Annotated in this window: 26 protein-coding genes and 1 riboswitch; of the genes, 13 read left to right on the plus strand and 13 right to left on the minus strand. The window is 72.4% G+C overall.

Translation table 11 applies throughout. The features are described 5' to 3' along the window. Nucleotides 1–15 precede the first annotated feature (15 nt). The 5 genes from ACR68M_RS27495 to ACR68M_RS27515 form a co-directional block, all read right to left on the minus strand. Nucleotides 16–435 (minus strand): TOBE domain-containing protein, encoded by a 420-nt coding sequence (locus tag ACR68M_RS27495; RefSeq protein ID WP_441246819.1) that lies wholly within the window; start codon nt 433–435, stop codon nt 16–18. 151 nt (nt 436–586) lie between these two features. Then, on the minus strand, nt 587–1,675 hold the full coding sequence (locus ACR68M_RS27500) for a WD40/YVTN/BNR-like repeat-containing protein (protein ID WP_441246820.1): 1,089 nt from the start codon (nt 1,673–1,675) through the stop codon (nt 587–589). A 95-nt stretch (nt 1,676–1,770) separates the two neighbouring features. Continuing rightward, nucleotides 1,771–3,186, minus strand: coding sequence for a dihydrolipoyl dehydrogenase family protein (locus ACR68M_RS27505; protein ID WP_441246821.1), 1,416 nt, complete (start codon nt 3,184–3,186; stop codon nt 1,771–1,773). A gap of 114 nt (nt 3,187–3,300) precedes the next feature. Further along, nucleotides 3,301–4,815 (minus strand): APC family permease, encoded by a 1,515-nt coding sequence (locus tag ACR68M_RS27510; RefSeq protein WP_441246822.1) that lies wholly within the window; start codon nt 4,813–4,815, stop codon nt 3,301–3,303. Between the two features lie 208 nt (nt 4,816–5,023). Beyond that, nucleotides 5,024–6,925: an ABC transporter ATP-binding protein gene (locus ACR68M_RS27515; RefSeq protein ID WP_441251732.1), complete on the minus strand. Its 1,902-nt coding sequence runs from the start codon at nt 6,923–6,925 to the stop codon at nt 5,024–5,026. 164 nt (nt 6,926–7,089) lie between these two features. Here ACR68M_RS27515 and ACR68M_RS27520 point away from each other — a divergent pair, with 164 nt between their 5' ends. Then, on the plus strand, nt 7,090–7,707 hold the full coding sequence (locus tag ACR68M_RS27520) for a TetR/AcrR family transcriptional regulator (RefSeq protein ID WP_441246823.1): 618 nt from the start codon (nt 7,090–7,092) through the stop codon (nt 7,705–7,707). 67 nt (nt 7,708–7,774) lie between these two features. On the opposite strand, the gene ACR68M_RS27525 is transcribed toward ACR68M_RS27520, so the two are convergent. Continuing rightward, on the minus strand, nt 7,775–8,158 hold the full coding sequence (locus ACR68M_RS27525; protein ID WP_441246824.1) for a thioredoxin family protein: 384 nt from the start codon (nt 8,156–8,158) through the stop codon (nt 7,775–7,777). Between the two features lie 200 nt (nt 8,159–8,358). On the opposite strand from ACR68M_RS27525, the gene ACR68M_RS27530 reads away from it, so the two are divergent. The 3 genes from ACR68M_RS27530 to ACR68M_RS27540 are packed head-to-tail and all read left to right on the plus strand — an operon-like array spanning nt 8,359 to nt 10,321. Further along, nucleotides 8,359–8,967 carry a COG4315 family predicted lipoprotein gene (locus ACR68M_RS27530; RefSeq protein ID WP_441246825.1) on the plus strand — a complete coding sequence of 203 codons (609 nt, stop codon included), beginning with the start codon at nt 8,359–8,361 and terminating at the stop codon, nt 8,965–8,967. Between the two features lie 50 nt (nt 8,968–9,017). Further along, on the plus strand, nt 9,018–9,599 hold the full coding sequence (locus tag ACR68M_RS27535) for a sigma-70 family RNA polymerase sigma factor (RefSeq protein ID WP_441246826.1): 582 nt from the start codon (nt 9,018–9,020) through the stop codon (nt 9,597–9,599). Beyond that, on the plus strand, nt 9,596–10,321 hold the full coding sequence (locus ACR68M_RS27540) for an anti-sigma factor family protein (protein WP_441246827.1): 726 nt from the start codon (nt 9,596–9,598) through the stop codon (nt 10,319–10,321). The genes ACR68M_RS27535 and ACR68M_RS27540 overlap by 4 nt, the downstream gene beginning before the upstream one ends. Before the next feature lie 25 nt (nt 10,322–10,346). On the opposite strand, the gene ACR68M_RS27545 is transcribed toward ACR68M_RS27540, so the two are convergent. From ACR68M_RS27545 to ACR68M_RS27555, 3 genes are all read right to left on the minus strand, one after another. Beyond that, nucleotides 10,347–10,715, minus strand: coding sequence for a cupin domain-containing protein (locus tag ACR68M_RS27545; RefSeq protein ID WP_441246828.1), 369 nt, complete (start codon nt 10,713–10,715; stop codon nt 10,347–10,349). 118 nt (nt 10,716–10,833) lie between these two features. After that, nucleotides 10,834–11,349, minus strand: coding sequence for a DUF1990 family protein (locus tag ACR68M_RS27550; RefSeq protein WP_441246829.1), 516 nt, complete (start codon nt 11,347–11,349; stop codon nt 10,834–10,836). Continuing rightward, nucleotides 11,346–12,209: a YndJ family protein gene (locus ACR68M_RS27555; RefSeq protein ID WP_441246830.1), complete on the minus strand. Its 864-nt coding sequence runs from the start codon at nt 12,207–12,209 to the stop codon at nt 11,346–11,348. Before ACR68M_RS27555 ends, ACR68M_RS27550 begins: the two co-directional genes overlap by 4 nt. A 128-nt stretch (nt 12,210–12,337) precedes the next feature. Here ACR68M_RS27555 and ACR68M_RS27560 point away from each other — a divergent pair, with 128 nt between their 5' ends. Genes ACR68M_RS27560 through ACR68M_RS27570 form a run of 3 tightly spaced genes read left to right on the plus strand, consistent with a single transcriptional unit; the run spans nt 12,338 to nt 13,801 of the window. Beyond that, nucleotides 12,338–12,508: a hypothetical protein gene (locus tag ACR68M_RS27560; protein WP_441246831.1), complete on the plus strand. Its 171-nt coding sequence runs from the start codon at nt 12,338–12,340 to the stop codon at nt 12,506–12,508. Nucleotides 12,509–12,539: 31 nt separating this feature from the next. Further along, nucleotides 12,540–12,812 (plus strand): DUF1876 domain-containing protein, encoded by a 273-nt coding sequence (locus ACR68M_RS27565; protein ID WP_441246832.1) that lies wholly within the window; start codon nt 12,540–12,542, stop codon nt 12,810–12,812. Nucleotides 12,813–12,868: 56 nt separating this feature from the next. After that, nucleotides 12,869–13,801, plus strand: coding sequence for an aminoglycoside phosphotransferase family protein (locus ACR68M_RS27570; protein ID WP_441246833.1), 933 nt, complete (start codon nt 12,869–12,871; stop codon nt 13,799–13,801). 430 nt (nt 13,802–14,231) lie between these two features. Here the strand turns inward: ACR68M_RS27570 and ACR68M_RS27575 are convergent, their stop codons facing one another. After that, the gene (locus ACR68M_RS27575; RefSeq protein WP_441246834.1) at nt 14,232–14,714 is read right to left on the minus strand and encodes a protein-tyrosine phosphatase family protein; all 483 of its coding nucleotides are present in this window, start codon (nt 14,712–14,714) and stop codon (nt 14,232–14,234) included. Between the two features lie 44 nt (nt 14,715–14,758). Then, nucleotides 14,759–15,610 carry a bifunctional 5,10-methylenetetrahydrofolate dehydrogenase/5,10-methenyltetrahydrofolate cyclohydrolase gene (locus ACR68M_RS27580; protein WP_441251733.1) on the minus strand — a complete coding sequence of 284 codons (852 nt, stop codon included), beginning with the start codon at nt 15,608–15,610 and terminating at the stop codon, nt 14,759–14,761. A gap of 31 nt (nt 15,611–15,641) precedes the next feature. Then, a riboswitch (ZMP/ZTP riboswitch) is annotated at nt 15,642–15,727 on the minus strand. A gap of 127 nt (nt 15,728–15,854) precedes the next feature. On the opposite strand from ACR68M_RS27580, the gene ACR68M_RS27585 reads away from it, so the two are divergent. Together ACR68M_RS27585 and ACR68M_RS27590 are read left to right on the plus strand one after the other, a co-directional pair. Next, nucleotides 15,855–16,433, plus strand: coding sequence for an SMI1/KNR4 family protein (locus ACR68M_RS27585; RefSeq protein WP_441246835.1), 579 nt, complete (start codon nt 15,855–15,857; stop codon nt 16,431–16,433). 105 nt (nt 16,434–16,538) lie between these two features. Next, nucleotides 16,539–17,192 carry a hypothetical protein gene (locus ACR68M_RS27590; protein ID WP_441246836.1) on the plus strand — a complete coding sequence of 218 codons (654 nt, stop codon included), beginning with the start codon at nt 16,539–16,541 and terminating at the stop codon, nt 17,190–17,192. A gap of 12 nt (nt 17,193–17,204) precedes the next feature. Here ACR68M_RS27590 and ACR68M_RS27595 read toward each other — a convergent pair whose 3' ends face one another. Further along, nucleotides 17,205–18,404, minus strand: a complete 1,200-nt coding sequence (locus ACR68M_RS27595) for an NAD(P)/FAD-dependent oxidoreductase (RefSeq protein WP_441246837.1) — start codon at nt 18,402–18,404, stop codon at nt 17,205–17,207. Nucleotides 18,405–18,704: 300 nt separating this feature from the next. Here ACR68M_RS27595 and ACR68M_RS27600 point away from each other — a divergent pair, with 300 nt between their 5' ends. Continuing rightward, nucleotides 18,705–19,469: a VOC family protein gene (locus ACR68M_RS27600; RefSeq protein WP_441246838.1), complete on the plus strand. Its 765-nt coding sequence runs from the start codon at nt 18,705–18,707 to the stop codon at nt 19,467–19,469. A gap of 18 nt (nt 19,470–19,487) precedes the next feature. Here ACR68M_RS27600 and ACR68M_RS27605 read toward each other — a convergent pair whose 3' ends face one another. Then, on the minus strand, nt 19,488–20,123 hold the full coding sequence (locus tag ACR68M_RS27605; protein WP_441246839.1) for a TetR/AcrR family transcriptional regulator: 636 nt from the start codon (nt 20,121–20,123) through the stop codon (nt 19,488–19,490). Between the two features lie 171 nt (nt 20,124–20,294). On the opposite strand from ACR68M_RS27605, the gene ACR68M_RS27610 reads away from it, so the two are divergent. The 3 genes from ACR68M_RS27610 to ACR68M_RS27620 are packed head-to-tail and all read left to right on the plus strand — an operon-like array spanning nt 20,295 to nt 22,782. Continuing rightward, nucleotides 20,295–21,050 (plus strand): SDR family oxidoreductase, encoded by a 756-nt coding sequence (locus ACR68M_RS27610; protein WP_441246840.1) that lies wholly within the window; start codon nt 20,295–20,297, stop codon nt 21,048–21,050. Then, nucleotides 21,047–21,835: an SDR family NAD(P)-dependent oxidoreductase gene (locus tag ACR68M_RS27615; protein ID WP_441246841.1), complete on the plus strand. Its 789-nt coding sequence runs from the start codon at nt 21,047–21,049 to the stop codon at nt 21,833–21,835. The genes ACR68M_RS27610 and ACR68M_RS27615 overlap by 4 nt, the downstream gene beginning before the upstream one ends. Continuing rightward, nucleotides 21,832–22,782: an NADPH:quinone oxidoreductase family protein gene (locus tag ACR68M_RS27620; protein ID WP_441246842.1), complete on the plus strand. Its 951-nt coding sequence runs from the start codon at nt 21,832–21,834 to the stop codon at nt 22,780–22,782. The genes ACR68M_RS27615 and ACR68M_RS27620 overlap by 4 nt, the downstream gene beginning before the upstream one ends. Nucleotides 22,783–22,847 lie beyond the last annotated feature (65 nt).

Consider the following 22,847-nt stretch of genomic DNA (forward strand, 5'->3'; position numbering starts at 1 on the left):
GCCTGCGCGGAGCGCCTAGGCGGTGGCGAGCGAGATCTCGGTCGACTTGATCAGGGCGACCACCGGGGTGCCCGCTGCCAGGTTGAGGTCGGTGGCGGCGTCGGCGGTGATGGCCGCCGTCAGCTCGCCGCCGTCGACGGAGACCTTCACCCCGGCCATCGCGCCGCCGGTGGCGACCTCGCTGACCGTGCCGGGGATCTGGTTGCGGATGCTCAGGCCGGCGACGGGGCCGGTGGCGAGCGCGACCTCGGTCGACTTCACCAGGGCGCGGACGGCGCCGCCCTCGTGCAGACCGAGCTCCTTGACGGCGTCCAGCGTCACGGCGGCGGTGAGCTCGACGCCGCTCGCCAGCCGGACCTTGACGGTGGCCATGACTTCGCCGGTGGTGACGGCGGCGACGGTGCCGGGGAGCTGGTTGCGGATGCTCAGGCTCATGATGGGCCTCCCTGTATAATTTTCACATTGCGGAAACAATTTTCCGAAACTGTCCTCACGCTCACTCTAGCCACGGAATCTCCGCAGTTCAGAAGCCCTGTGGCAGCTGCGGGCCGACGCGCCGTACCTCCCTGGCGAATGCGGGGAGGCGTCAGTCCAGCACCGCCGCCCGGACGCAGAGCACGTCCGGCAGGTGCGAGCTGAGCAGCGTCCAGCTGTCCCCGTCGTCCGCACTGCCGTACACCTCGCCGTTGCGGTTGCCGAAGTACACCCCGGCCGGGTCGCCGTCGTCGGTGCAGAGCGCGTCCCGCAGCACGACCCCGTAGTGGTCCTCGTCCGGCAGCCCGGCCGAGAGCGGGTGCCAGCTGGCGCCCGCGTCCTGCGTCCGGTAGACCCGGCAGCGGCGGCCGACCGGGAGCCGGGCGTAGTCGGCGTCGAGCGGGAAGAGGTAGGCGGTGCCGCTCCTGCGGGGGTGGGTGGCGATGCTGAAGCCGAAGGTCGCGGGCAGGTCGGAGCCGATGTCCTGCCAGTGCGCGCCGCCGTCGTCGCTGCGGTAGACCCCGCCGTGGTTCTGCAGGTAGAGGCGGTCCCGGTCGGTCGGGTCGGCCGCGACCTTGTGCACGCACTGCCCGAACTCCGGGTACTCGTCGGGCAGGAAGCTCGCCCGGATGCCCGCGTTGGCGGGCTGCCAGCTGTCGCCGCCGTCCGCCGTCCGGTAGACCCCGCCGGTCGAGACGGCGACCGTCACCGCCGAGGCGTCCCGCGCGTCGGTGAGGATGGTGTGCAGGCCCTGGCCGCCGAACCCGGCCGCCCAGTCGGCCCGTTGCGGGTGCGACCAGAGCGCCTCGTCCAGGGTGAAGCTCCGGCCCCCGTCGGTCGAGCGGAACAGCGCGGCGGGCTGCGTCCCCGCGTACACCACCCCGGGCGCCTCGGGGCCCGCCGGGTGCAGCTGCCAGACCCGCTCCAGCGAGGTGCCGGTGTGCTCGGGGAACTTCACGGCCGGCTGGGCGGGCTCCTGCCAGGTCTCGCCGAGGTCGTCCGAGTGCCAGACCGACGGCCCCCAGTGGCTGCTGTCGGCCCCGACCAGCAGCCTGGGCACCGGGCCACGGCGGTCGACGGCCACCGAGTACACCGCGTTCATCTGGAAGTGCGGCCCGGTGAACTCCCAGCGGGCCCGGTCCGGGCTGCGCCCCAGGAACAGACCCTTCTGCGTCCCGACCGCCAACAGCACCTCAGTCATGGTCCATCACCACCTGCTCGGCAAGCAACGACCCCCGCCGCCAGCCTACGCACCCGGGGCCCAACCGGCGCGTACGTGAGCGGCGCGCCTGCCGGTCACCCCCGGAGGGCCTCCAGCAGCCGGAGCCAGACCTCGCTGATGGTCGGGTACGCGGGGACGGCGTGCCACAGCCGCGCCAGCGGCACCTCGCCGACCACCGCCACCGTCGCGGAGTGCAGCAGCTCCGCGACCGCCGGGCCGACGAAGGTCGCGCCGACCACCACCTCGCGGTCGAGGTCCACCACCAGCCGGGCCCGGCCCCGGTAGTCGTCGCCGTAGAGCGAGGCCCCGGCGACCTGCCCGAGATCGTGGTCGACGGTACGGACCCGCAGGCCCGCCGCCTCCGCCCCGGCGGCGGTCAGCCCGACCGAGGCGGCCTCCGGCTCGGTGAAGACCACCTGAGGCGGGCCCGCGACATCGGCCGAGGCGGAGTGCGCACCCCAGCGGGCGGTGTCCAGCGGGGTGCCGAGGGCGCGCGCACCGATCGCCGCACCGGCGATCCGGGCCTGGTACTTGCCCTGATGGGTCATCAGCGCCCGGTGGTTGACGTCCCCGGCGGCATACAGCCAGCCGCCCGGGACGCCGTTCACCAGGCAGCTGTCGTCGGTCTCCAGCCAGGAGCCGGGGGCCAGGCCCAGGCTCTCCAGGCCGATGTCGTCGGTGCGCGGCGCCCGGCCGGTCGCGTACAGCACCTCGTCGGCCTCCAGCAGCTCACCGCCGTCCAGGGTGAGCGTGACGGGCCCGTCGCGGTGCAGGGCGGTGACGCCGGTGCCGAGCCGCACCGTCACCCCGGCCTCGGCCAGCCCGGCGGCGACGAGCTCGCCCGCGAAGGGTTCCATCCGGGGGAGCAGGCCCTTGCCCCGGACCAGCAGGGTGACCTCGGAGCCCAGGGCCCGCCAGGCGGCGGCCATCTCGACCGCGACCACCCCGCCGCCGACGACGGCCAGCCGGCGCGGCACGACGGCGGAGCTGGTCGCGTCGCGGCTGGTCCAGGGGTGCGCCTCGGCCAGCCCGGGGACGTGCGGCAGGGCCGGGCGGCTGCCGGTGCAGACGGCGACGGCGTGCCGCGCGGTGAGCAGCCGCTCGCCGTCCACCAGCACGGCCCGCTCACCGGCCAGCCGGCCGTGGCCCCGGACCAGGTCGATTCCGGTGGAGCGGAGCCACTCGACCTGGCCGTCGTCGTGCCAGTGCGAGGTGAACTCGTCCCGCCGGGCCAGCACGGCGGCGGTGTCCAGCCCGCCCGTGACGGCCTGCTTGGCGCCCGGCAGCGCGCGGGCGTGGGCGAGCGCGGCAGCGGGCCGCAGCAGCGCCTTGCTCGGCATGCAGGCCCAGTACGAGCACTCGCCGCCGACGAGCTGGCTCTCCACCACCACCGTGCTCAGCCCGGCCGCCTTCGCCCGGTCGGCGAGGTTCTCACCGGTCGGGCCGGCGCCGAGCACCACCACGTCGTAACTCTCGGGCTGGGGGCTCATGACTCTCGCTCTCGCTCGACGACGCCTACGACCGGCACCATCCTCCGACGGCCCGCAGGCTCCACCAAGACCCGCCACGCACGAACTTCAGCGCGCGCAGCCCCCGGGGCGCCGTCAGATCACCGCCGGCGCCAGCTCGTCCAGGTCCGGCCGCTCCGGCCCGGCACCCTGCATCAGCCGCTGCGGGCGGCGCACCAGCAGGTAGCCGACCCCGGCGAGGGTGACCAGGCCGACGCCCAGCAGCGCGGCCCAGACCTGGTACCAGGGGGCGCCGGGCGGGGCGAGGATGGTGCGCGGCCAGCAGATGTTGACGACCTCCAGGCCGGTCCAGAGCACCGCCAGCGCGTTCAGCGGCGTGCCCCAGTGCCCGTACGAGACCTCCCCGGCGGGCCGCCAGGTGCCGCGCAGGCGGGCGATCAGGGCGGCCAGGGTGAGCAGGAAGAACGGGAGGAAGGTCGCGGCGGTGCCGAAGGTGATCAGGCTGCCGATCGCGGTGGCCTTCAGGCCGAGCGGCAGGGCGGCGCAGCTGACCAGTGTCGCGGCGACGAGGCCGCCGATCGGGGCCTTGTGCCGGTTGACCTTGCGGACCTGGCGGGAGAACGGGAAGACGCCGTCCCGGGCGAGCGAGTAGAGGCCGCGCGCGGCGCCGCCCTGGGAGGCCATCAGGCAGGCGGTGAAGCTGATCAGCACGACGATCACGAAGGGCTTGTCGGCCCAGCCGCCGAGGCCGGTGGTGACGGCGGTGGTGACGGGGTCGAGATCGGTGCCCGCGACGACGGCGGCCGGGTCCGGGTGGGCCAGCGCGACGGAGACGGCGTTCAGGACGACCACGGCGCCGACGCTGAGCAGGGCCCAGCGCATCGCCCTGGGCACCTGGCGGGCGGCGTCCTTGGTCTCCTCGGCGGTGGACACGCAGGCGTCGAAGCCGATGAACGCCCAGCCGCCGACGGCGACGACGGCGAGGAAGGACATCAGGCCGCCGGTGCCGGTGGTGGCGGGCGCGTCCAGGGTGTCGGTGAGCAGCGAGAGCCCGTGCACCCGGAAGAACAGCAGCAGCGCGAGCCCGACGCCGACCGAGGCGACCGCCTCGGCCGCGATGCCGAGCGAGACGAACCAGCGCAGCAGGTTGATCCCGTACGCGTTGACCAGGGTGCAGAAGACCATGAACGCGGCGGAGACGAGCACCAGCTGGGTGGGCGTCGGGGTCAGGCCGAAGAGCGCGAAGAACCAGGGCGAGGCCAGGTACGCGACGGTGGTGTTGGCGAACATCACCGCGAACTGCCACATCCAGCCGCTCAGCCAGGCGAACACCGGCCCGGCGAGCCGGCGGCTCCACTGGTACGCGCCGCCCGCCAGCGGCCACTGCGAGGCCAGCTCGGAGTAGACGCAGACCACCAGCATCTGCCCGAGCAGGCAGACCGGCAGGGCCCAGACCCAGGCGCCGCCGTAGATGCTCATGCCGAGCTGGGCGACGGCGTAGAGGCCGACGACGGGGGAGACGACGGCGAAGCCCATCGAGATGTTGCCGAGCACGCCGAGGCTGCGGCGCAGCTCCTGGCGGTAGCCGAGGGCGGCGAGGCGGTCGGCGTCGCCCGCCGCGTTCTGCGGTCGGTCGGGAGCAGTCGTCATGGCACGTCCACCTTCTTGCCGGCCCCCCGGCCTGGCCGTCGACTAAAACTAACTTTGTTAGTCAGGGACCGTAGCGGTGCCCGGCCGGTAGCGGAAGGGGTCGAGATGCGACTGTTGCTTTTGGGGGGAGACGAGCCTCGGAGATCGCAGGGCCGAGCCGGTGGCGATCAGTGCAGGGTGCCGGATCCGGATCCGGCACCCCGCCCGGTTATGCCACCGCCTCGGCGCCCTCCGCGGTCCGGGTCACCGGGTGGCCCGGCTTGCTGAACTGGGTGCGGTACAGCTCCGCGTACCGCCCGGCTTCGGCGAGCAGCTCGTCGTGGGTGCCGCGTTCGACGATGTGCCCGCCCTCGACGACGAGGATCTGGTCGGCGGCGTGGATGGTGGAGAGCCGGTGGGCGATGACGATGGCGGTGCGGCCGTCCAGTGCCTCCGCGAGGGCCTCCTGGACGGCCGCCTCGGAGGTGCTGTCCAGATGGGCGGTGGCCTCGTCGAGGATGACGACGCGCTGGCGGGCGAGGAGGAGCCGGGCGATGGTCATGCGCTGGCGCTCGCCGCCGGAGAGCCGGTAGCCGCGCTCGCCGACCACGGTGTCGAGCCCGTCGGGCAGCGAACGCACGAGGTCTTCGAGTCTGGCCCGGCGCAGCACGTCCCACAGTTCGTCCTCGCCGGCCTCGGGCCGGGCGAGCAGCAGGTTGGCGCGGACGGAGTCGTGGAAGAGGTGCCCGTCCTGGGTGACCATGCCCAGCGCCCCGGTCAGGGACGCGTGCGTCACGTCGCGTACGTCTGTGCCGCCGATGCGGACGGCGCCCTCGTCGGTGTCGTACAGGCGCGGCAGCAGCTGCGCGATGGTCGACTTGCCCGCCCCGGACGAGCCGACGAGCGCGATGGTCTGGCCGGGTTCGGCACGGAAGGAGATGCCGTGCAGGACTTCTGCGCCGCCCCGGGTGTCGAGCGTCGCGACCTCTTCGAGGGAGGCGAGGGAGACCTTGTCGGCGGACGGGTAGCCGAAGCGGACGTTCTCGAACTCCACGGACACGGGCCCGTCGGGGACCTGCCGGGCGTCCGGCTTCTCCTCGATCAGCGGCTTCAGATCGAGTACTTCGAAGACCCGCTCGAAGGAGACCAGGGCGGTCATGACCTCCACGCGGGCCCCGGCGAGCGAAGTCAGCGGCGCGTACAGCCGGGTGAGGAGCAGGGCGAGCGAGACGACGGCGCCGGCCTGCAGGCTTCCGTCCAGCGCGAACCAGCCGCCGAGGCCGTAGACGAGTGCGAGCGCCAGCGCCGAGACGAGGGTGAGCGCGGTGATGAACGCCGACTGCGCCATGGCCGTGCGGACGCCGATGTCGCGCACTCGGCGCGCTCGCGCCGCGAACTCGACCGACTCGTCGTCGGGGCGCCCGAACAGCTTCACCAGGGTCGCTCCGGGCGCGGAGAACCGTTCGGTCATCCGGGTACCCATCGCGGCGTTGAGGTTCGCGGCCTCGCGCTGGAGCCCCGCCATCCGGGTGCCCATGCGGCGGGCCGGGATGACGAACACCGGCAGCAGGACGAGCGCGAGCAGCGTGATCTGCCAGGACAGCGTGAGCATGACCGCGAGCGTGAGCAGCACCGTCACGATGTTGCCGACCACCCCGGAGAGCGTGTTGCTGAACGCCCGCTGCGCGCCGATCACATCGTTGTTGAGGCGGCTGACGAGCGCGCCGGTGCGGGTGCGGGTGAAGAAGGCGACGGGCATCCGCTGGACGTGGTCGAAGACCGCCGTCCGCAGATCGAGGATGAGTCCTTCGCCGAGCGTCGCGGACAGCAAGCGGTTCAGCAGCCCGAGCGCGGCCTCGCCGACCGCGATCACCGCGATCAGCAGCGCGAGCCGTACGACGAGGCCGGAGTCCTTCCCCGACACGATGGCGTCCACGACACGTCCGGCGAGTACCGGCGTGGCCACCGCGAGCAGCGCGCCCGCCACGCTGAGCAGTACGAACTGGGCGATACGGCGGCGGTGCGGGCGCGCGAAGGCGCCGATCCGGCGCAGAGTCGCGCGGGTGAAGGGGCGGCTGTCCTGCTGCGCGTTCATGACGCTGTGCAGTTGCATCCAGGCTGTGGTTTCCATGCTCATGGGTGAACGGTAGAACCTCCCCGCCCACCCGAGCACAGGGGAGCACGGGTGGGCGTTCGTCGCACAGCACATGCCGTAACGTGACGTGGGTCGCGGAGGCGGCGAAGAGGCGCGGGGCAACGGCGCGGGGCGACGGCGCAGGGCGAAGGGGCAGGGCCGTGGGGCGACCGAGCAGGGCACTGCTGAGCAGGGAGCTCATCGCCAGGGCCGCCCTCGACGTGGTCGACGAACTCGGCTCCGACGGCCTCACCATGCGGGCCCTCGCCGACCGCCTCGGAGTCAAGGCCGCCTCGCTCTACAACCACGTCAGCGGCAAGGACGAACTCCTCGACGGGCTCGCCGAACTCGTCAACGCCGAGATCGACCTCGCCCCGCTCGCCCCCGACTCCGCTCTGGCCTGGCGCGAGAGCCTGGCCGCGTACGCACGCGGCTACCGAGCCGCCTTCCTGCGGCACCCCAACACCATCGCCCTGCTGGCCCGCCGCCGCGTCGGCGCCGAACGCCAACTCCTCGGGTACGACGCCCTGCTCGGCGCCCTCGGCCGGGCCGGGCTCGACCCCGCCGACGCGGCGGAGGCCGCCGCCGCCCTCGACTACCTCGTCCTCGGCTCCGCCCTGGAGACCTTCACCGCCGGCTTCACCCGCCCCACCCCCGAGTACCGCCCCGGCTACCCCGCCCTCGCCGGCGCCCTCGAAGCCTCCGCCGCCCGAGGCGGCTCACTCGACGAACGCGGCTTCGAACTGGCCCTCCGCCTCCTCCTCAACGGGCTCGGCTGACGGCAACCAACAGGGGCGCGGGGCGACCCCCGCGCCCCTGGGGCCGTACGTGGTCGGGCTACTTGGCCTACTTGGCCCCGGCCTCAGCCTCGGCCTTCACCTTCGCGTGCACCTCGGCCATGTCGAGCTTGCGGGCCTGGCCGATCAGGTCCTCCAGCGCGGCCTCCGGCAGCGCACCGGCCTGCGAGAAGATCATCACGCCCTCACGGATGATCGCCAGGGTCGGGATCGACTGGATACCGAATGCCGCTGCGAGCTCCTGCTGCGCCTCCGTGTCGACCTTGCCGAAGACCAGGTCGGGGTGCCGTTCGGCGGCCTTCTCGTAGACCGGGGCGAAGCGCATGCACGGCCCGCACCAGCCCGCCCAGAAGTCGAGGAAGACGAACTGCTTGCCCTCCGGGCCCGGCACGACCTCGTCGAAGTTCGCCGTGGTCAGCTCGACGGTGCTCATAGCGGAATACCTGTCCTCTCGAAACCGGAAACCCCGGACGTCCTCGTACGATCCGCGTCAACCCCCGAGCCCGCCGCGCTATTCCGCAAGTCGGCCGGCCGGGCCGTTGAGCACTTCGCAGCTCCCGTCCGTACCGGTGGGAGAGGGCGCGGCGAGCGCGCCCACCGCTTCGGCCGACCAGGCCAGTTGGGGGATCGACCATGCCCACCTTCCACCGCGCCGGGTTGCTCGTCGCCGCCGGGGCCGCCGTCGCCGCACTCGTGACGGGCTGCGGCTCCAGCGGCTCGTCGTCCGGCACCGCAGCCACACCCGTCAGCCCTGCGGCCCCGTCCGCCCCGTCCACGTCGTCCACGTCGACCGCGCCGGCCACACCGGCTTCCCCGTCCACGCCGGCGGCTCCGGTGGGCCAGACCGTCCTGAAGACGGCCGCCTCGGCCCAGCTCGGGACGATCGTCACCGACGGGAACGGCATGACCCTCTACCGCTTCGACCACGACACGGCGAGCCCCTCCGCCTCGAACTGCAACGGCTCCTGCGCCGCGCTCTGGCCGCCCGCCCTGGTGGCGGCGAACCAGCAGGTCCAGGGCGTCGACCAGTCGCAGGTCGGCTCCGTGACCAGGGCCGACGGCAGCAAGCAGCTGACCCTCGCCGGGTGGCCGCTCTACCGCTACACCCCGGACACCAAGCCCGGCGACACCAAGGGCCAGGGCTTCGGCGGCATCTGGTTCGCCGTGACGCCGACCGGCCAGAAGGCCGCTGCCACTGCCGCTCCCGCCACTCCGTCGACCACGGGCGGTTACGGCTACTGACCCGTAGCCCATTACTGCCCTGAGCTGCCCGTCTCGACCTGGAGGTGCGCGTGCGCAAGGATGGCGCCGTGACCGAGCATCGCTTCACCGGCCCCGGCGGTGGTGCCGGGCGGCAGTCCGGCGCGGCGCCGGACGAGGAGCTGATGCGTGCCCTCTACCGCGACCACGCGGGCCCGCTGCTCGGCTTCGTGCTCCGGCTCGTCGCCGGTGACCGGCAGCGGGCCGAGGACGTCGTGCAGGAGACACTGCTCCGGGCCTGGCGCCACATCCACCAACTCGACACCACTGCCCCGTCCCTGCGCCCCTGGCTGGTCACCGTCGCGCGCCGGATCGTGATCGACGGCCACCGCAGCAGTCTCGCCCGGCCGCACGAAGTCCCCGACACCCCACTGGAGTTGCTGCCCGCCGCCGACGAAATCGACCGCGCACTGCGCCTGATGACCATCTCCGAGGCGCTGGACGACCTGACCGACGCGCACCGCGAGGTGCTGGTCGAGACCTATTTCAAGGGGTGTACGGTCAACGAGGCGGCCGCCCGGCTGGGCATCCCGGCGGGCACGGTCAGATCGCGGACCTTCTACGCACTGCGCGCCCTGAAGATCGCACTGGAGGAACGAGGAGTGACATCGTGACCTCGCCCCAGGCTCCCGGCCCCCCCGACGACCCCCGGCCCCCGTACGGCCCGTACGGCCCGCACGCCGACCTCGGCGGGTACGTCCTCGGCGTGCTCGAACCCGCCGACCGCGCCGCCTTCGAGGCCCACCTCGCCGACTGCCCCGACTGCACCACCGAGCTCGGCGAACTCGCCCCGGTGGAGGCCATCTTGGGCGAGCTGCTGGCCGCCGGCCCGCCCGCCCTGGCCCCTCAGCCCGACCCGCACCTGCTCGACCGCCTGGTCACCGAGGTGACGGCCACCCGCCGCCGCACCCACCGCCGCCGCCTCACCCTGGTCGCGGCCGCCGCCGCCCTGATCATCGGCGGCCCGGCGGCGACCCTCGCCCTCACCTCCGCCACGACCCCCGCCGTGGTCGCCGTGGCCCAGCAGTTCACCGCCACCAACCCCGCCAGCGGCACCTCGGCCACCGTTGGCGTCTCCCCGAAGCCGTGGGGCAGCCAGATCTCCCTCTCCCTCTCCCTCGGCACCGTCCAGGGCCCCCTCACCTGCGACCTGGTGGCCGTCTCCCCCCAGGGCACCCGCCAGACCGTCACCACCTGGTCCGTCCCCGCCACCACCTACGCCACCCTCACCACCACCGGCGGCGCCGCCCTCCACCCTGGCGACATCGACCACTTCGAGATCCGCACCCTCGACTCCCTCGATCGCCTCCTCCTCACCGTCCCCGCCACCTCCTGACGGCACGAGCCGGCCGGTGACACAGTCAGGACGGGCGGTGGCGCTCGTGCTCGTGAGGGATGAACAGGTCCAGCGACGAACCCTCCAGAGCAAGGGCGGTGAGGCCGACAGCAGAGCCGCAGGTGTGCTCCTCGTCAGCTTCCCACCGGACACCGTCACCGGCTGAGATCGCCATCTGCCGACCGTCGGGGCCGGCTACCCACCCTTCACCCGCGATCACCAGAAAGAGCTGGTCCACCGGGGCAGGGTGGGTGCCGAGGGTGCCGCCTGGCTCGATCACCAGACAGGTCACGTGCACCGTCCCGCCGCCGGTGGCGACGGGGGCTGCGGTGGCACCCACGCTGTCGAAGCGGTCGATGACCCTCTCCGCGCGGTTGAAGCGGAAGATCTCCAAGATGAACTCCTCACAGGACCGGAAGGGCTCTGAGCGTACGGATGGGCAGTCGTCAGGCCGGAGCCCGTACGCCCAACGTGTCCTTTTCGAGGTCCCTGCCTGGCGGGGTAGGACGCGGTCAGCTTGCCGCCAGCCGACGGAGAGTGCGGCCGCAGTGGTGGGCGTAGAGGCGCTGGCAGAGGGGGACGACGGGCCCGGCGAGGCGGGTGTACCAGCGGGCCGGGCGGCTGAAGGCGGTGACGGTGAACGAGACGGCCAGGTCGCGGGGGTCGAGCTCCACGATGAAGGACTCCTCGCCGTGCTCGGGGTGCCCGGTCCGGGTGCCGTACGCGAAGCCGATCCGGTCGGGCTCGTAGGTGCTCCAGACGACCTCGCAGGGGGCGGCGAGCCGGAACGGGCCGAAGCCGATGGAGCACTCCACGGCGACGCCGGGCTCGGCCCGGTCGGCCTCGGTGCGGACGGCCACCCCGGCGGCGCGGTGCATCCGGAAGGTGGTGACGGCGGCGCCGGCCCGCTCCAGGACGTCCCGGCCGTGGCCGATCAGGACGCGGTGCCGGAGATGGTTGTACCCGGCGGGGAGCGCGGCGGCGGGGTCGGTGCTGGCGCCGCGCTCGGGGTAGCTGAGGGTGGTCATGCGTGGATCTCCTTGGGGAGGGCGGCGCCGAGGCGCCGCCAGGCGAGCAAGCCGCAGAGGGCGAAGCCGAGCGCGTTGCCGAGCCCGTGGGTGGCGGCCATCCAGGTCAGGGTCGGGTGGGTCAGGCCGGAGGCCTCGCCGAGCGCCCACCAGAGGGCGAGCAGCATGGTCACCAGCAGCACGGCGGAGGAGACGGCCAGGAGGACGCCAGTCAGCCGGTCCGGCGCCCGGTGGCGCAGCTCGCGCCAGGTGAGCAGCCCGACCAGCCACATGCCGGCGGTGAGGACGACGGCGCCGAGCAGCTCCGCCCAGTCGTCGACGAAGTACCCGGCCAGCACCAGCCCGGTGCCGAGCGGAACGCTGAGCGCGGCGGCGCGTGCGGTGCGTGCGGTGCGTGCGGTGCGTGCGGCGTGGCGGCCGGCTTCGGCGCGGCAGACCAGCCCGGCGACCAGGGCGGCGGTGAAGCCCGCGAAGTGGAAGTGCGGCACGGTGAGCGCCAGGATGTCCAGGTCGAAGCCGAACAGCCGGTGCCCGGACCGTTCGGCGAGGAGCGCGAGCCCGGCGACGGAGGGCGCGGCCAGGGCGGTGAGCACGGCGAGTTCGGCAGGTGCGAGCGAGCGCCGCCGGGCCAGGCGTACGGGGGCCTGGGCCGCCAGGGCCACCGTGGCGAGGGCGTATACCGCGGCGAGGGCGGTGGCGGCCGGGCCGCGGGGCAGCCAGAGCGCGACCGAGCCGGGGACGGCTGCGAGCGGCCAGACCCGGGCGAGCCGGTCCGCGCCGGGGTCGCCGAGCAGCGGGAGGCCGAGTGGGAGGGCGGCCCACATACCGAGCATCACGATGAGGTTGACGAGCGTGGTCATGGCTGCCGAGCTCCCCTATTGAACGCGTTCAAAAGCTTCACGGGTGGACTCTACGGCAAAACTGAACGCGTTCATATTTGCCGTCGGATGTCGGGCGAGGAGCACACTGAGAGTGAGGAGGAGCCGCCATGTCACGCATCCCGTTGATCTGCCCCCGCTGCGGCCGGCTCCAGCGCGTCGTCCCCGGCGGCCCGGAGCGCCCGGCCCGGGTCGTGCACGACGACACCGGCCGTGAAGCCTGCACACCCGCCGACGCCACGGTGGAAAAGCCCGCGCCCCCGGCGCACGCTGGAGACTGAGTCCCTCGGAGAATCCATGGAGGTGGCAGCCATGATGCACACGCTTGTCGGGTGGCACGTCGAGCTGGAGTTCATGGAGGAGGGCGACCGCACGAAGGCGGCCGCCATGGTCCGACTTCCCGACGGGTCCGAGATGCGGGCCCACGGCTTCAGCACCCGGCACCACGCCGACTACCCGCAACCCCGGGTCGGCGAGGAGGTGGCAGGCGCCCGCGCCCTCAACGAACTCGCGATGCAGCTGCTCACCAAGGCCCACGGCGAACTGAAGAACGCCCCCGCCGCCAACGACTATCGATCCCGCTAGCCCGGCCGGGACTCCGCCACTGGTGGTCGCGTCGGATCGGCGCGTACGTTGCTGGAATGGTCGGGATACCGGACGAGTTCGCGCGGAGCACCGTCGAGCGTGAAGGAGAGTCCGGATCGGCGTGGCTCGACGAGCTGCCCGGGATCGTGGACGAGCTGCTGGTGCGCTGGGGATGTGTGCCGGACGGCGAGACGATGCACGGGGGCGTCGGGGTTGTCGTCCCGGTTCGACGGCGGACCGAGGGGGCCGGCGTGCTGAAGGTGTCGTTCCCGCATCCCGGCAACGTCCACGAGCCGGACGCCTTCGCGGCCTGGGGCGGGCGCGGCGCTGTACTGCTGCACGAGCGCGACGACGAACGCTTCGCGATGCTGCTCGAGCGGGTCCGGTCGTCGACCTTGGCGGATGTCGAGGACGGCGATGAGGTCGCGACGATCGCAGGGCGGATCAATCGCCGGCTGGCCATCCCCGCTCCGCCGGGTCTGCCCCGGTTGCGGGAGCAGGTTGGCGCGTGGGAGGAGGAGCTGCAGAGGGACGCTGAGGAGCTGACACACGCACTGCCGAAGTTCGCGGTGGACGCCGCGATGGCCACTGTGCGCGAGTTGGGCAGCGTCCAGCCGGACTTCCTCGTCCACGGTGACCTCCACGCCAGAAACATCCTGCGCGCCGAGCGTGAGCCCTGGCTGGCTGTCGACCCCAAGGGGTACGCGGGGGACCCCGCTTACGACGGCGGCACGCTGCTGAAGTCCCGCGCGCCGGCACTCCTCGAAGCTGACGACCTGCACAGGGCTGTCCACCGCACGCTGGACACCTTCGCCGAGGCTGCGGAACTCGATCGCGAACGCGTCCAGCGATGGGCTCAGTTCCATGCCGTCCAAGCCGCGTTCCACGCCCGCCGTCACGGATTCCGGGTCGCCCGCAGCGGGCCACGACTGCACTGGCTCACCGAATTCGTGGACCACCTGGCGGGGTTGCTCACGGAGCGCTCGTAGCTGATGCATGCAGCACTGTTGACGCCGAGCGACGCGTAGTGAGAAAGAATGCGCTGCATGACGACTTGAAGAGCACCGGCCGGGCGGCAGCACTGGCGCAAGATCGGGACCGGGTGGTCCGTGCCCGGTGGTGAGCACCGGATCTGCGCCGTCTGCGGGACGCCGGTCCAGTCGTACCAGTACCGCTTTCATCCGCCCGAGTCCTCCAGTTACGAGCGCTGCGTCGGGCTGGTCTGGTGCTCCGGATGCAGGATCTACTCCGGCGGCATGGTCCACGTCCCACGGAGGCGAGTTCTTGTCGACGCCCTCGCGTCCTTTCCCCGTGAGCATCGGGAGCGGCTCCTACGCTCGGAGACCGGACTGATCGAACTCCTGGACCGCCGAGCCCGAGAGGGCACGTAGCCTTCGACGGGCCTTGCCAACGGCATGCCTATCCGAGCAGTTCCATCGTCCACTCCCGCTGCTCGGCGGTGTCCGGGACGGCGAGTCCGCGAGCTCGTTCGATCTGCTTCCAGGCGGTGTCGGGATCGGCACCGTTGAGGATGAGGAGTGCGGCCGCCAGGAGGGACGAGCGTCCGATGCCGGCGCGGCAGTGGGTGACGACGTGTGCGCCTCCGCGCAATTGCTCGGCGAGCCGGCGCAGGGTGGGCAGGATCGTGGTGAGGTCGGGGACGGTGAAGTCGGGGATGGGTATCGCGACGAACTGCAACCCGGCTGCTGCGGCTGTCCGGGGTTCGTCTGCGAGGCCGAGCTCAGCGAGCTCGGCCTCGGTGAGCGCACAGACCAGGACGTCGACTCCGCAGTTCCTCAGCGCGGCCATTTCGCCTTCGAGCCAGTCGTTGCCACGGGGTCTGGCCATCGTGCTCAGCCGTCCCGGGCCGGGGAGGTCGACGGTGAAGAGGGCGGGTCGCATGTCAGCAGCACTTTCGGTCAGTGGGGTCAGGTGGAGCTCCTGGGTCAGGGGCGGACGAGCTGACGTGCCGCCGCGTCGACCGTCTGCGCGAGGAGGACGGCGATGGTCATGGGGCCGACACCGCCCGGGACGGGAGTGATCAGGCTTGCCCGGTGCCGGGCGGTGTCGAAGTCGACATCGCCGACGTTCCCCGGGTTGTAGCCCGCGTCGATCACCACGGCACCGGGCTTGATGTCTGCGCCCTTGATGAAGCGCGGCCGCCCGACCGCGGCGATCAGGATGTCGGCCTCGCGCACGATCGAGGGCAGATCGACGGTACGGGAGTGGCAGTAGGTCACCGTGGCGTCCCGCCCGAGCAGGAGCATGCCGACGGGCTTGCCCAGGATGGGGCTGCGTCCGACCACGACGGCGTGCTTGCCGGTGAGGTCGACGTCGTACTCGTCCAACAGGCGCATGATCCCTCCGGGCGTGCAGGAGACGAAGCCGGGAAGGCCGAACCCCATCGCCGCGAAGGAGTGCATGGTGACCCCGTCGACGTCCTTGCCCGGGGAGATCGCCTCGAAGGCGGCACGCTCGTCGATGTGCGCCCCCACCGGGTGCTGCAGCAGGATGCCGTGCACGGCCGGATCCTCGGACAGTGCGGTGACGGCCTCGAACAGGCCGTCGGTGCTCACCGAGGCGGGCAGGGTTACGTGCCGCGAGCGGATGCCTGCCTTCGCGCACCGGGCCTGCTTCATCCGGACGTACGTGACCGAGGCCGGGTCCTCTCCCACGAGTACGGTCGCCAGACACGGAGAGACTCCGGTGCGCCGATGGATGTCCTCCGCAACTGCCGCACTGTTCTCGGTGATTCGGCGGGCAAGGTCCGTACCGTCCATCAGCCGCGCCTGCTGCATCTCCACCACGTGCCACTCCTGAGCTCCACAACGAAGGTGCCCAGGCGCACGGCATCGACGATGCGTCAGGCCGCTCCCCGGTGGTACCCCACCTCAGCGCCAGTCACGGCCCGAGCCCACACTACCGGCGAGTGCCTGCCGGTTGGCCCGATCCACAGATCGCCTGGAGCGGCCTTCTGGACAGCTATGCCGAAGGATTCAGAGCGGACGTGGTGATGTCGGATTGCTGTGGCACCCTGCTCGCGTGACTGATTTCGTTGGCACCCAGGCACCGCGCCGCCGTCTGACCGACCCTGCCGAGTCGGTCAGGGAACTCGAACGAGTGCTCCCTGGCCTTGTGGCTCATCGTCTGCCGACGCCCAAAAATGTCGACTGGGCGCGGGTGGAGAGCGAGCTGGGGGTGGTCCTTCCCGCTGACTTCAGGCTACTGTGCGAGCTCTATCCGGTGTTCGCGCTGAGCGACTTCATGTACCTCGGCGCTCCGGAGCCGGGTGCCGAGGTGGCCTGGGTGCAGGCTGCCCACGAAAACCTGGAGATCATCGCCGAGTGGTGCGAGAACGCCGACTTGGACGTCCCGATGTACCTGTATCCAGCACCGGGCGGCCTGCTTCCCTGGGGCACCTCCAACCAGGGTGACTACTTCCTGTGGACCACCAACCCTGCCGGGGCACAGGAGTGGATCGTTACCGTTGCCTCACGCAATGGAGGGTGGTGGCACTACACCGGCGGGGTGATTCAGTTTCTGGCCGACCTGGTGAGTGGCATCCTGGAGCCCTGGGGACTTCCGACGGTCCGCCCTGAGATCACATGGGTCAAGCAATGAGGTGACGGACAGCAGCCGCCAACGCTGATGCCTTCTCACAAGTCATGTCAGCGGATGTCCCACTCATCCTTTGACGGCTCTGCCCCACTTGGGAGCGAACCTCGTATGACAGCTGCCGATTTCCGTGCCCCGCGCGCTCTCCGGGTCCGGGCTGACGGTGCGGAACTCCCGCTCCACCCTGAGCCGGACGGCCGGGACGAGCTCTCGGGGGTGGACCTCGCGCAGCTCCTGTCCGCCGAGCTGGCCGACGACCTGCGTGCCTGGGCAGCCGGGCATCCGCCTGACGATGCCCGGAGGTTCACGCGGCGGGGGTACGAGCTGGCCTCCCGGGTGGCGGCCGAACTCGGGCCGTCCTGGGTGGTGCTCTGCCGCGACGAGGTACGTGGTGTCGAGAACTCTGTCTGCTGGGACTGCGGTGGCTTTCACTGGCGGCGGTACGCGCACGAGCCGTTGGTCGGCTCGCGTGCCGTTCGGCTGAAGCTCGAATTCCGTTGCTACCCGGTGCGGTTCGTGGGTGGTGAGCAGGACGGGGTGGACTTCGCCCCGGACGACCCGGTGGTCGCGCTCGGTCTGACGGACGAGCTGGTCGACCGGTTGTACGCCTGGTCCACGGAGTTTGATGAGCTGTTCGACAATCGGTACTGGCTGGCACCGGAGGAGGAGCGCCGGCTGGCCGGGCAGGGCCGTCGGCTGGCCCGGGAACTGACCGATGAGCTCGGCTCCGGCTGGACCGTGGAGTACGACGCACCGGGCGACTGACCCCCTGTGCCGTCAGACCTCGCTGAGCGGCACGTCCGGGTCGCTGAGCCTGGCGGGGTCGACGGTGCGCCTGGAGCGTACGAGATCGCGGATCGGGTCGGTGACGTCCCAGATGTTGACGTTCATGCCTGCCAGCACCCGGCCGTCGGCGAGCCAGAAGGCGATGAACTCCCGGGCGTCCGGGTCGCCGCGCAGGACGACCTGGTCGTAGCCGCCGGGCTCGACGTAGCCGGTGTACTCCATGCCGAGGTCGAACTGGTCGGTGAAGAAGTACGGGATGCGGTCGTAGACCGCCTCCTGGCCGAGCATCGAGCGGGCCGCCGTGCGGGGCTGGTGCAGGGCGTTGGCCCAGTGTTCGACGCGGATGGGGCGGCCGAAGAGCGGGTGGTCGGCGTTGGCGACGTCGCCTGCGGCGAAGATGTCGGGGTGGGAGGTCCGCAGGTGGCGGTCGGTGCGGACGCCGTCGTGCACCGACAGTCCGGCGGCCTCGGCGAGTGCGGTGGCGGGGGTGATGCCGACGCCGACGATCACGGCGTCCGCCTCGACCAGCTCGCCGTCGCCGAGCCGCACGCCCTGCTCGGTCAGCTCGGTGACCTTCACCCCGAAGCGCAGTTTCACCCCGTGGGCCCGGTGCAGCTCGGCGAAGACCTGCGCCACCTCGCGGCCGAGCACCCGCAGCAGCGGTAGTTCGGCCGCCTCCAGCACCGTCACGTCCGCCCCGGCGGCCTGGGCGGCGGCGGCGGTCTCCAGCCCGATCCAGCCCGCGCCGATCACGGCGATCAGGGCGCCGGGCCGGAAGGCGGCCTTGATCCGTTCGCTGTCGCCGACCGTCCGCAGGTAGAGGCCGTGCTCGGCGCCGGGCACCGGCAGGCGGCGCGGCTCGGCGCCGGTGGCCAGCAGCAGTTTCGCGAAGCCGAGGGTGCCGCTGTCGCCGATCCGCACGGTGTGCTCGACCGGGTCGACGGCGGTGACGGTGCTGCCGGGCCGCAGGTCCACCGCGTGCTCGGCGTACCAGTCGGCCGGATGGACGAATATCGTCTCCCGGGCGGCCTTGCCCTGCAGGTAGCCCTTGGAGAGCGGCGGTCGCTCGTACGGCCGCTCCGGCTCCGTGCCGAGCAGGATCAGCGGCCCGTCGAACCCCTCCTCCCGCAGCGTCTCGACGGCCTTCGCTCCGGCCAGGCCCGCACCCACGACGACGTACGCGCTGTCCATCGTCCGCTCCTCGTCTCTCGCTCGTGCTTGCCGTCCCATCACAGCTCCTACCCACCATGCGCGCGAGGCGGAGCCCCCAGGGGCACCGGTTTGTGCTCAGGGCCTGTCTGCCAATTCCCGCCGGGTCCGGCCCGCCCGGTGCGCACGCTCGCCGCACGGCCGGAACACCCTGGTAGCTCCGCTACAAGGGCGCCCCGGCCGCACGCCGATCGCACGCACCGAACGACCCGGCCTGGTCCGACGCGAATTGGCAGACAGGCCCTAGGCTGAGGGCAGTCATGACCGGAAGGAGTGCCTCCGTTGAGTGAGCAGAGCGTCAGGGTGCGCTGCGTGCCGGCGGCCCCGTGCTGGGTCAGTCTGATGGCGCAGGAGCTGGAGGCCGCGAAGGGCTTCTACGGGCCGCTGCTGGGGTGGGACTTCGAGGCGGGGCCGGACCGCTGGGGGCCGTACGCGCGGGCGGTGGTCGACGGGGTCGAGGTCGCGGGGATCGGTGCGGTGACCGGGGGCTGGCAGCAGCCCGTCGCCTGGACGACCTACTTCGGGACGGACGCGGCGGACGGGACGGCCGACCGTGTGCGTGAGCGCGGCGGCACCCTCGCGGTCGGCCCGCTCGCCTTCGATGCCGGGCGGCTAGCCCTGGCCGCCGACCCGGCCGGCGCGGCGTTCGGCATCTGGGAGGGCGATCTCGGGAGCGCGACCTGGGTGGATTCACCCGGGGCGCCGGTCTGGATCGAGTTGCGCACCGCCGACCCGTTCGCGGCGGCGATGTTCTACGGCGAGGTGTTCCTCTGGGACGGGCAGGACCCACGGCGCTTCGAGGTGCGGTACGAGAACGAGCGGGTGGTGCTGCGCTCGGAGGGCCGCAGTGTCGCGGCCCTGCGCCGGGCGTCCGAGGTCGCGCCGCACTGGGAGGTGTTCTTCTCCGTCGCCGACACCGACCTCGCGGTCAAGCGGGCCCTTTCCCTCGGCGGCGGGGTGGCCGAGCCGCCAGTCGACAACCCGTACGGGCGGGTGGCCCGGCTGCGGGATGCCGAGGGCGGCTTCTTCTCGGTGATCAGCCGGTAGTCCCTGCAACCGGTAGCGCTACTGCGCGGCGCCGAGCATCCGCAGGACGAGGACTCCGTACCGGCGGCCGAGCTCCTCGGGGCTCTCGCTGCTGCGCGGGCTGTACCAGCGGGAGACGTCGATGCCGAGCGAGGTCACGGCCCGCGAAGCGGTGCGGACGTCGGGGACGTCGAAGGTGCCGGCGGCCACGCCGTCCTCGATCAGGCGGCGGACGGTGTCCTCGATCCGCCGCCGCAGCTCGGCCACGACGGCGAAGTCCTCCTCGGGGAGGGCGTGCAGCTCGTGGTTGACGATCCGGCCGACGGTGTGGCCCCGGGCGTGCCAGCAGGTGAAGTCCTCGACCAGGCGCCGCATCCGCTCGGCCGGTCCGGCCGGGCTGAGTGCTGCGGCGGCCTCGACCAGCTCAAGCGTCGCCTGGTGGCCGGTGCGGCTGATCTCGGAGAGCAGGGCGGCCTTCGAGGGGTAGTGGATGTAGAGCGCGGCGGGGCTCATCCCGGCGGCCGTGGCGATGTCCCGGGTGGTGGTGGCGTGGTAGCCGCGCCGGGCGAAGGAGTCGACGGCGGCCAGCAGCAGGCGTCGGGCGGCCTCGGTGCGCTCGGCCGGTGGCTCGGTGGTGCGTTCGGGCCAGAGGGCGGCTGCTGCTTGGTCACTCATGCGGTAATCCTCGCAGATGGGGGGCGGCGGCCCGGTTGGAGCGGCCGGCCCGGACTGTCGACCCCGGACTGTTGACAGTGTGGCTCGGCGGCAACATGCTAAGCAAGCGCTTAGTCAGTACGTTGTCGAGCCCGAGCTGTCGGGCTGTCGGGCTGTCGAGAGGATCGGGCGATGACGCCTTCGTTCAAGGGCAAGGTGGCCGTGGTCACCGGAGCTAGCCGGGGCATCGGCCTCGGCATCGCGCGCGAGCTGGTCGAGCGCGGTGCCAAGGTCTGCATCACCGCCCGGGGCGCCGACGCCCTGGCCGATGCCGTACGCGACCTCGGCGGCCCCGACCACGCGATCGCCGTGGCGGGAAAGGCCGACGACGACGCCCACCAGGAGGAGGCCGTCACCCGCACCATGGAGGCGTTCGGCCGCCTCGACCTGCTGGTCAACAACACCGGCATCAACCCCGCGTACGGGCCCGTGCTGGAGACCGACCCGGCCGTCGCCGCCAAGATCCTCGCCGTCAACGTCCTTGCTCCGCTGGCCTGGACGCGCCGCGCCCACGCCGCCTGGATGGGCGAGCACGGCGGCTCGGTGGTCAACGTCGCCTCCGTCGCGGGCATCCGCTCCTCGACCGGCATCGGTCTGTACGGGGTGAGCAAGGCCGCCCTGATCCGGCTGACCATGGAGCTCGCCGCCGATCTCGGCCCCGGCATCCGGGTCAACGCCGTCGCGCCCGCCGTCGTCAAGACCAAGTTCGCCGAGGCGCTCTACGAGGGCCGCGAGGAGAAGGTCGTCCGCGCGTACCCGCTGAAGCGGCTCGGCCTGCCGGAGGACATCGCGGGCGCCGTCGCCTTCCTGCTCTCCGAGGACGCCTCCTGGATCACCGGCCAGACGCTGGTCGTCGACGGCGGCGTGACGCTCGGCGGTGGCCTGTGACCGGCACCTTCGCCGGTCAGCGCGTGGTGGTGACCGGCGCCGGGCACGGCATCGGCGCCGCCCTCGCCGAGGCGTACGCGGCCGAGGGCGCGCGCGTCGTGGTCAACGACCTCGACGCCGACGCCGCTCACCGGGTCGCCGCCCGGATCGGCGGCCTCGCCGCCCCCGGCGACGCGGCCTCCACCGAAGGCGTCACCGAGCTGATCGCCTTCGCCCGCACCGAACTCGGCGCGATCGACACCTACTGCGCCAACGCCGGGGTCGCCACCGGCGGCGGCGCCGACGCCGGCCCGGCGGCCTGGGCCACCGCCTGGGACGTCAACGTGATGTCGCACGTCCGCGCCGCCGAACTCCTGCTCCCCGACTGGCTGGAGCGCGGCGAGGGCCGCTTCCTCGCCACCGTCTCCGCCGCCGGACTGCTCACCATGCTCGGCGCCGCGCCGTACGCCGTCACCAAGCACGGCGCGCTCGCCTTCGCCGAGTGGCTCTCCGCGACCTACCGCCACCGGGGCGTCCGGGTGCACGCGCTCTGCCCGCAGGGTGTCCGCACCCGGATGCTGGCCGGCACCGGAACGGCGGGGGACGTCCTGCTCGCGCCGACCGCGCTGGAGCCCGAGGAGGTCGCCCGGGAGGCTCTCCGGGCCGTCGCCGCCGAGGAGTTCCTGATCCTCCCGCACGCCGAGGTGGCCGCCTACTACGTCGCCCGCGCCTCCACCCCCGACCGCTGGCTGGACGGCATGAACCGCCTCCAGCAGGCCATCGAGCAGAAGGACGGAAAGCGATGAAGGCATGGCAGGTCTCGGCGCTCGGTGAGCCGCGCGAGGTGATGGCCCTGAACCCCGACGCGCCACGGCCCGAGCCCGCCGAAGGGCAGGTGCTGGTGAAGGTCCGCGCCGCAGCCGTCAACTTCCCCGACGCGCTGATCTGCCGGGGCCAGTACCAGAACCGGCCGCCGCTGCCGTTCACGCCGGGGCTGGAGCTGTGCGGCGAGGTCGACGGGCAGCGGGTCATCGGCAACGCGCTGCTGCCCGCCGGGGCCTTCGCCGAGTACGCGCTGATGGACGCCGCAGGCGTCTTCCCCGCACCCCCGGCGCTGGACGACGCGGAGGCGGCGGCGCTGCACATCGGCTACCAGACCGCGTGGTTCGCCCTGCACCGGCGGGCGGCGCTGCGGCCGGGGGAGACCCTGCTCGTGCACGCGGCGGCCGGTGGTGTCGGCAGCGCCGCCGTCCAGCTCGGCAAGGCGGCCGGGGCGACGGTGATCGGTGTCGTCGGTGGCGCGGACAAGGCCGCCGTGGCACGGGAGCTGGGCGCCGACCTGGTGATCGACCGGCGGGCCGGGGATTTCGTGGCCGCCGTCAAGGAGGCCACCGGCGGGCGCGGCGCGGACGTCGTCTTCGACCCGGTCGGCGGCGACGCCTACACCGGCTCCACCAAGTGCATCGCCTTCGAGGGCCGGATCGTGGTGGTCGGCTTCGCGGGCGGGGCGATCCCCGCACCCGCACTCAACCACGCCCTGGTGAAGAACTACTCGATCCAGGGCCTGCACTGGGGCCTCTACGCCACCAAGGACCCGGCCGCCGTCCACGCGGCCCACGCCGAACTGACCGCCCTCGCCGCCAAGGGCGTCGTCCGCCCGCTGGTCAGCGAGCGACTGCCGTTCGCCGAAGCCGCCGGAGCCGTCCAGCGCGTCGCCGACGGCCGCTCCACCGGACGCATCGTCATCTCCTGACCGCCAGCTCCTGACCGTCGGCTCCTGACCGCAGCGTCCGAGGCTGTCCGGAGTCGTCCGGGTCG

Source organism: Kitasatospora sp. McL0602, assembly GCF_052076145.1.
GTDB lineage: Bacteria > Actinomycetota > Actinomycetes > Streptomycetales > Streptomycetaceae > Kitasatospora.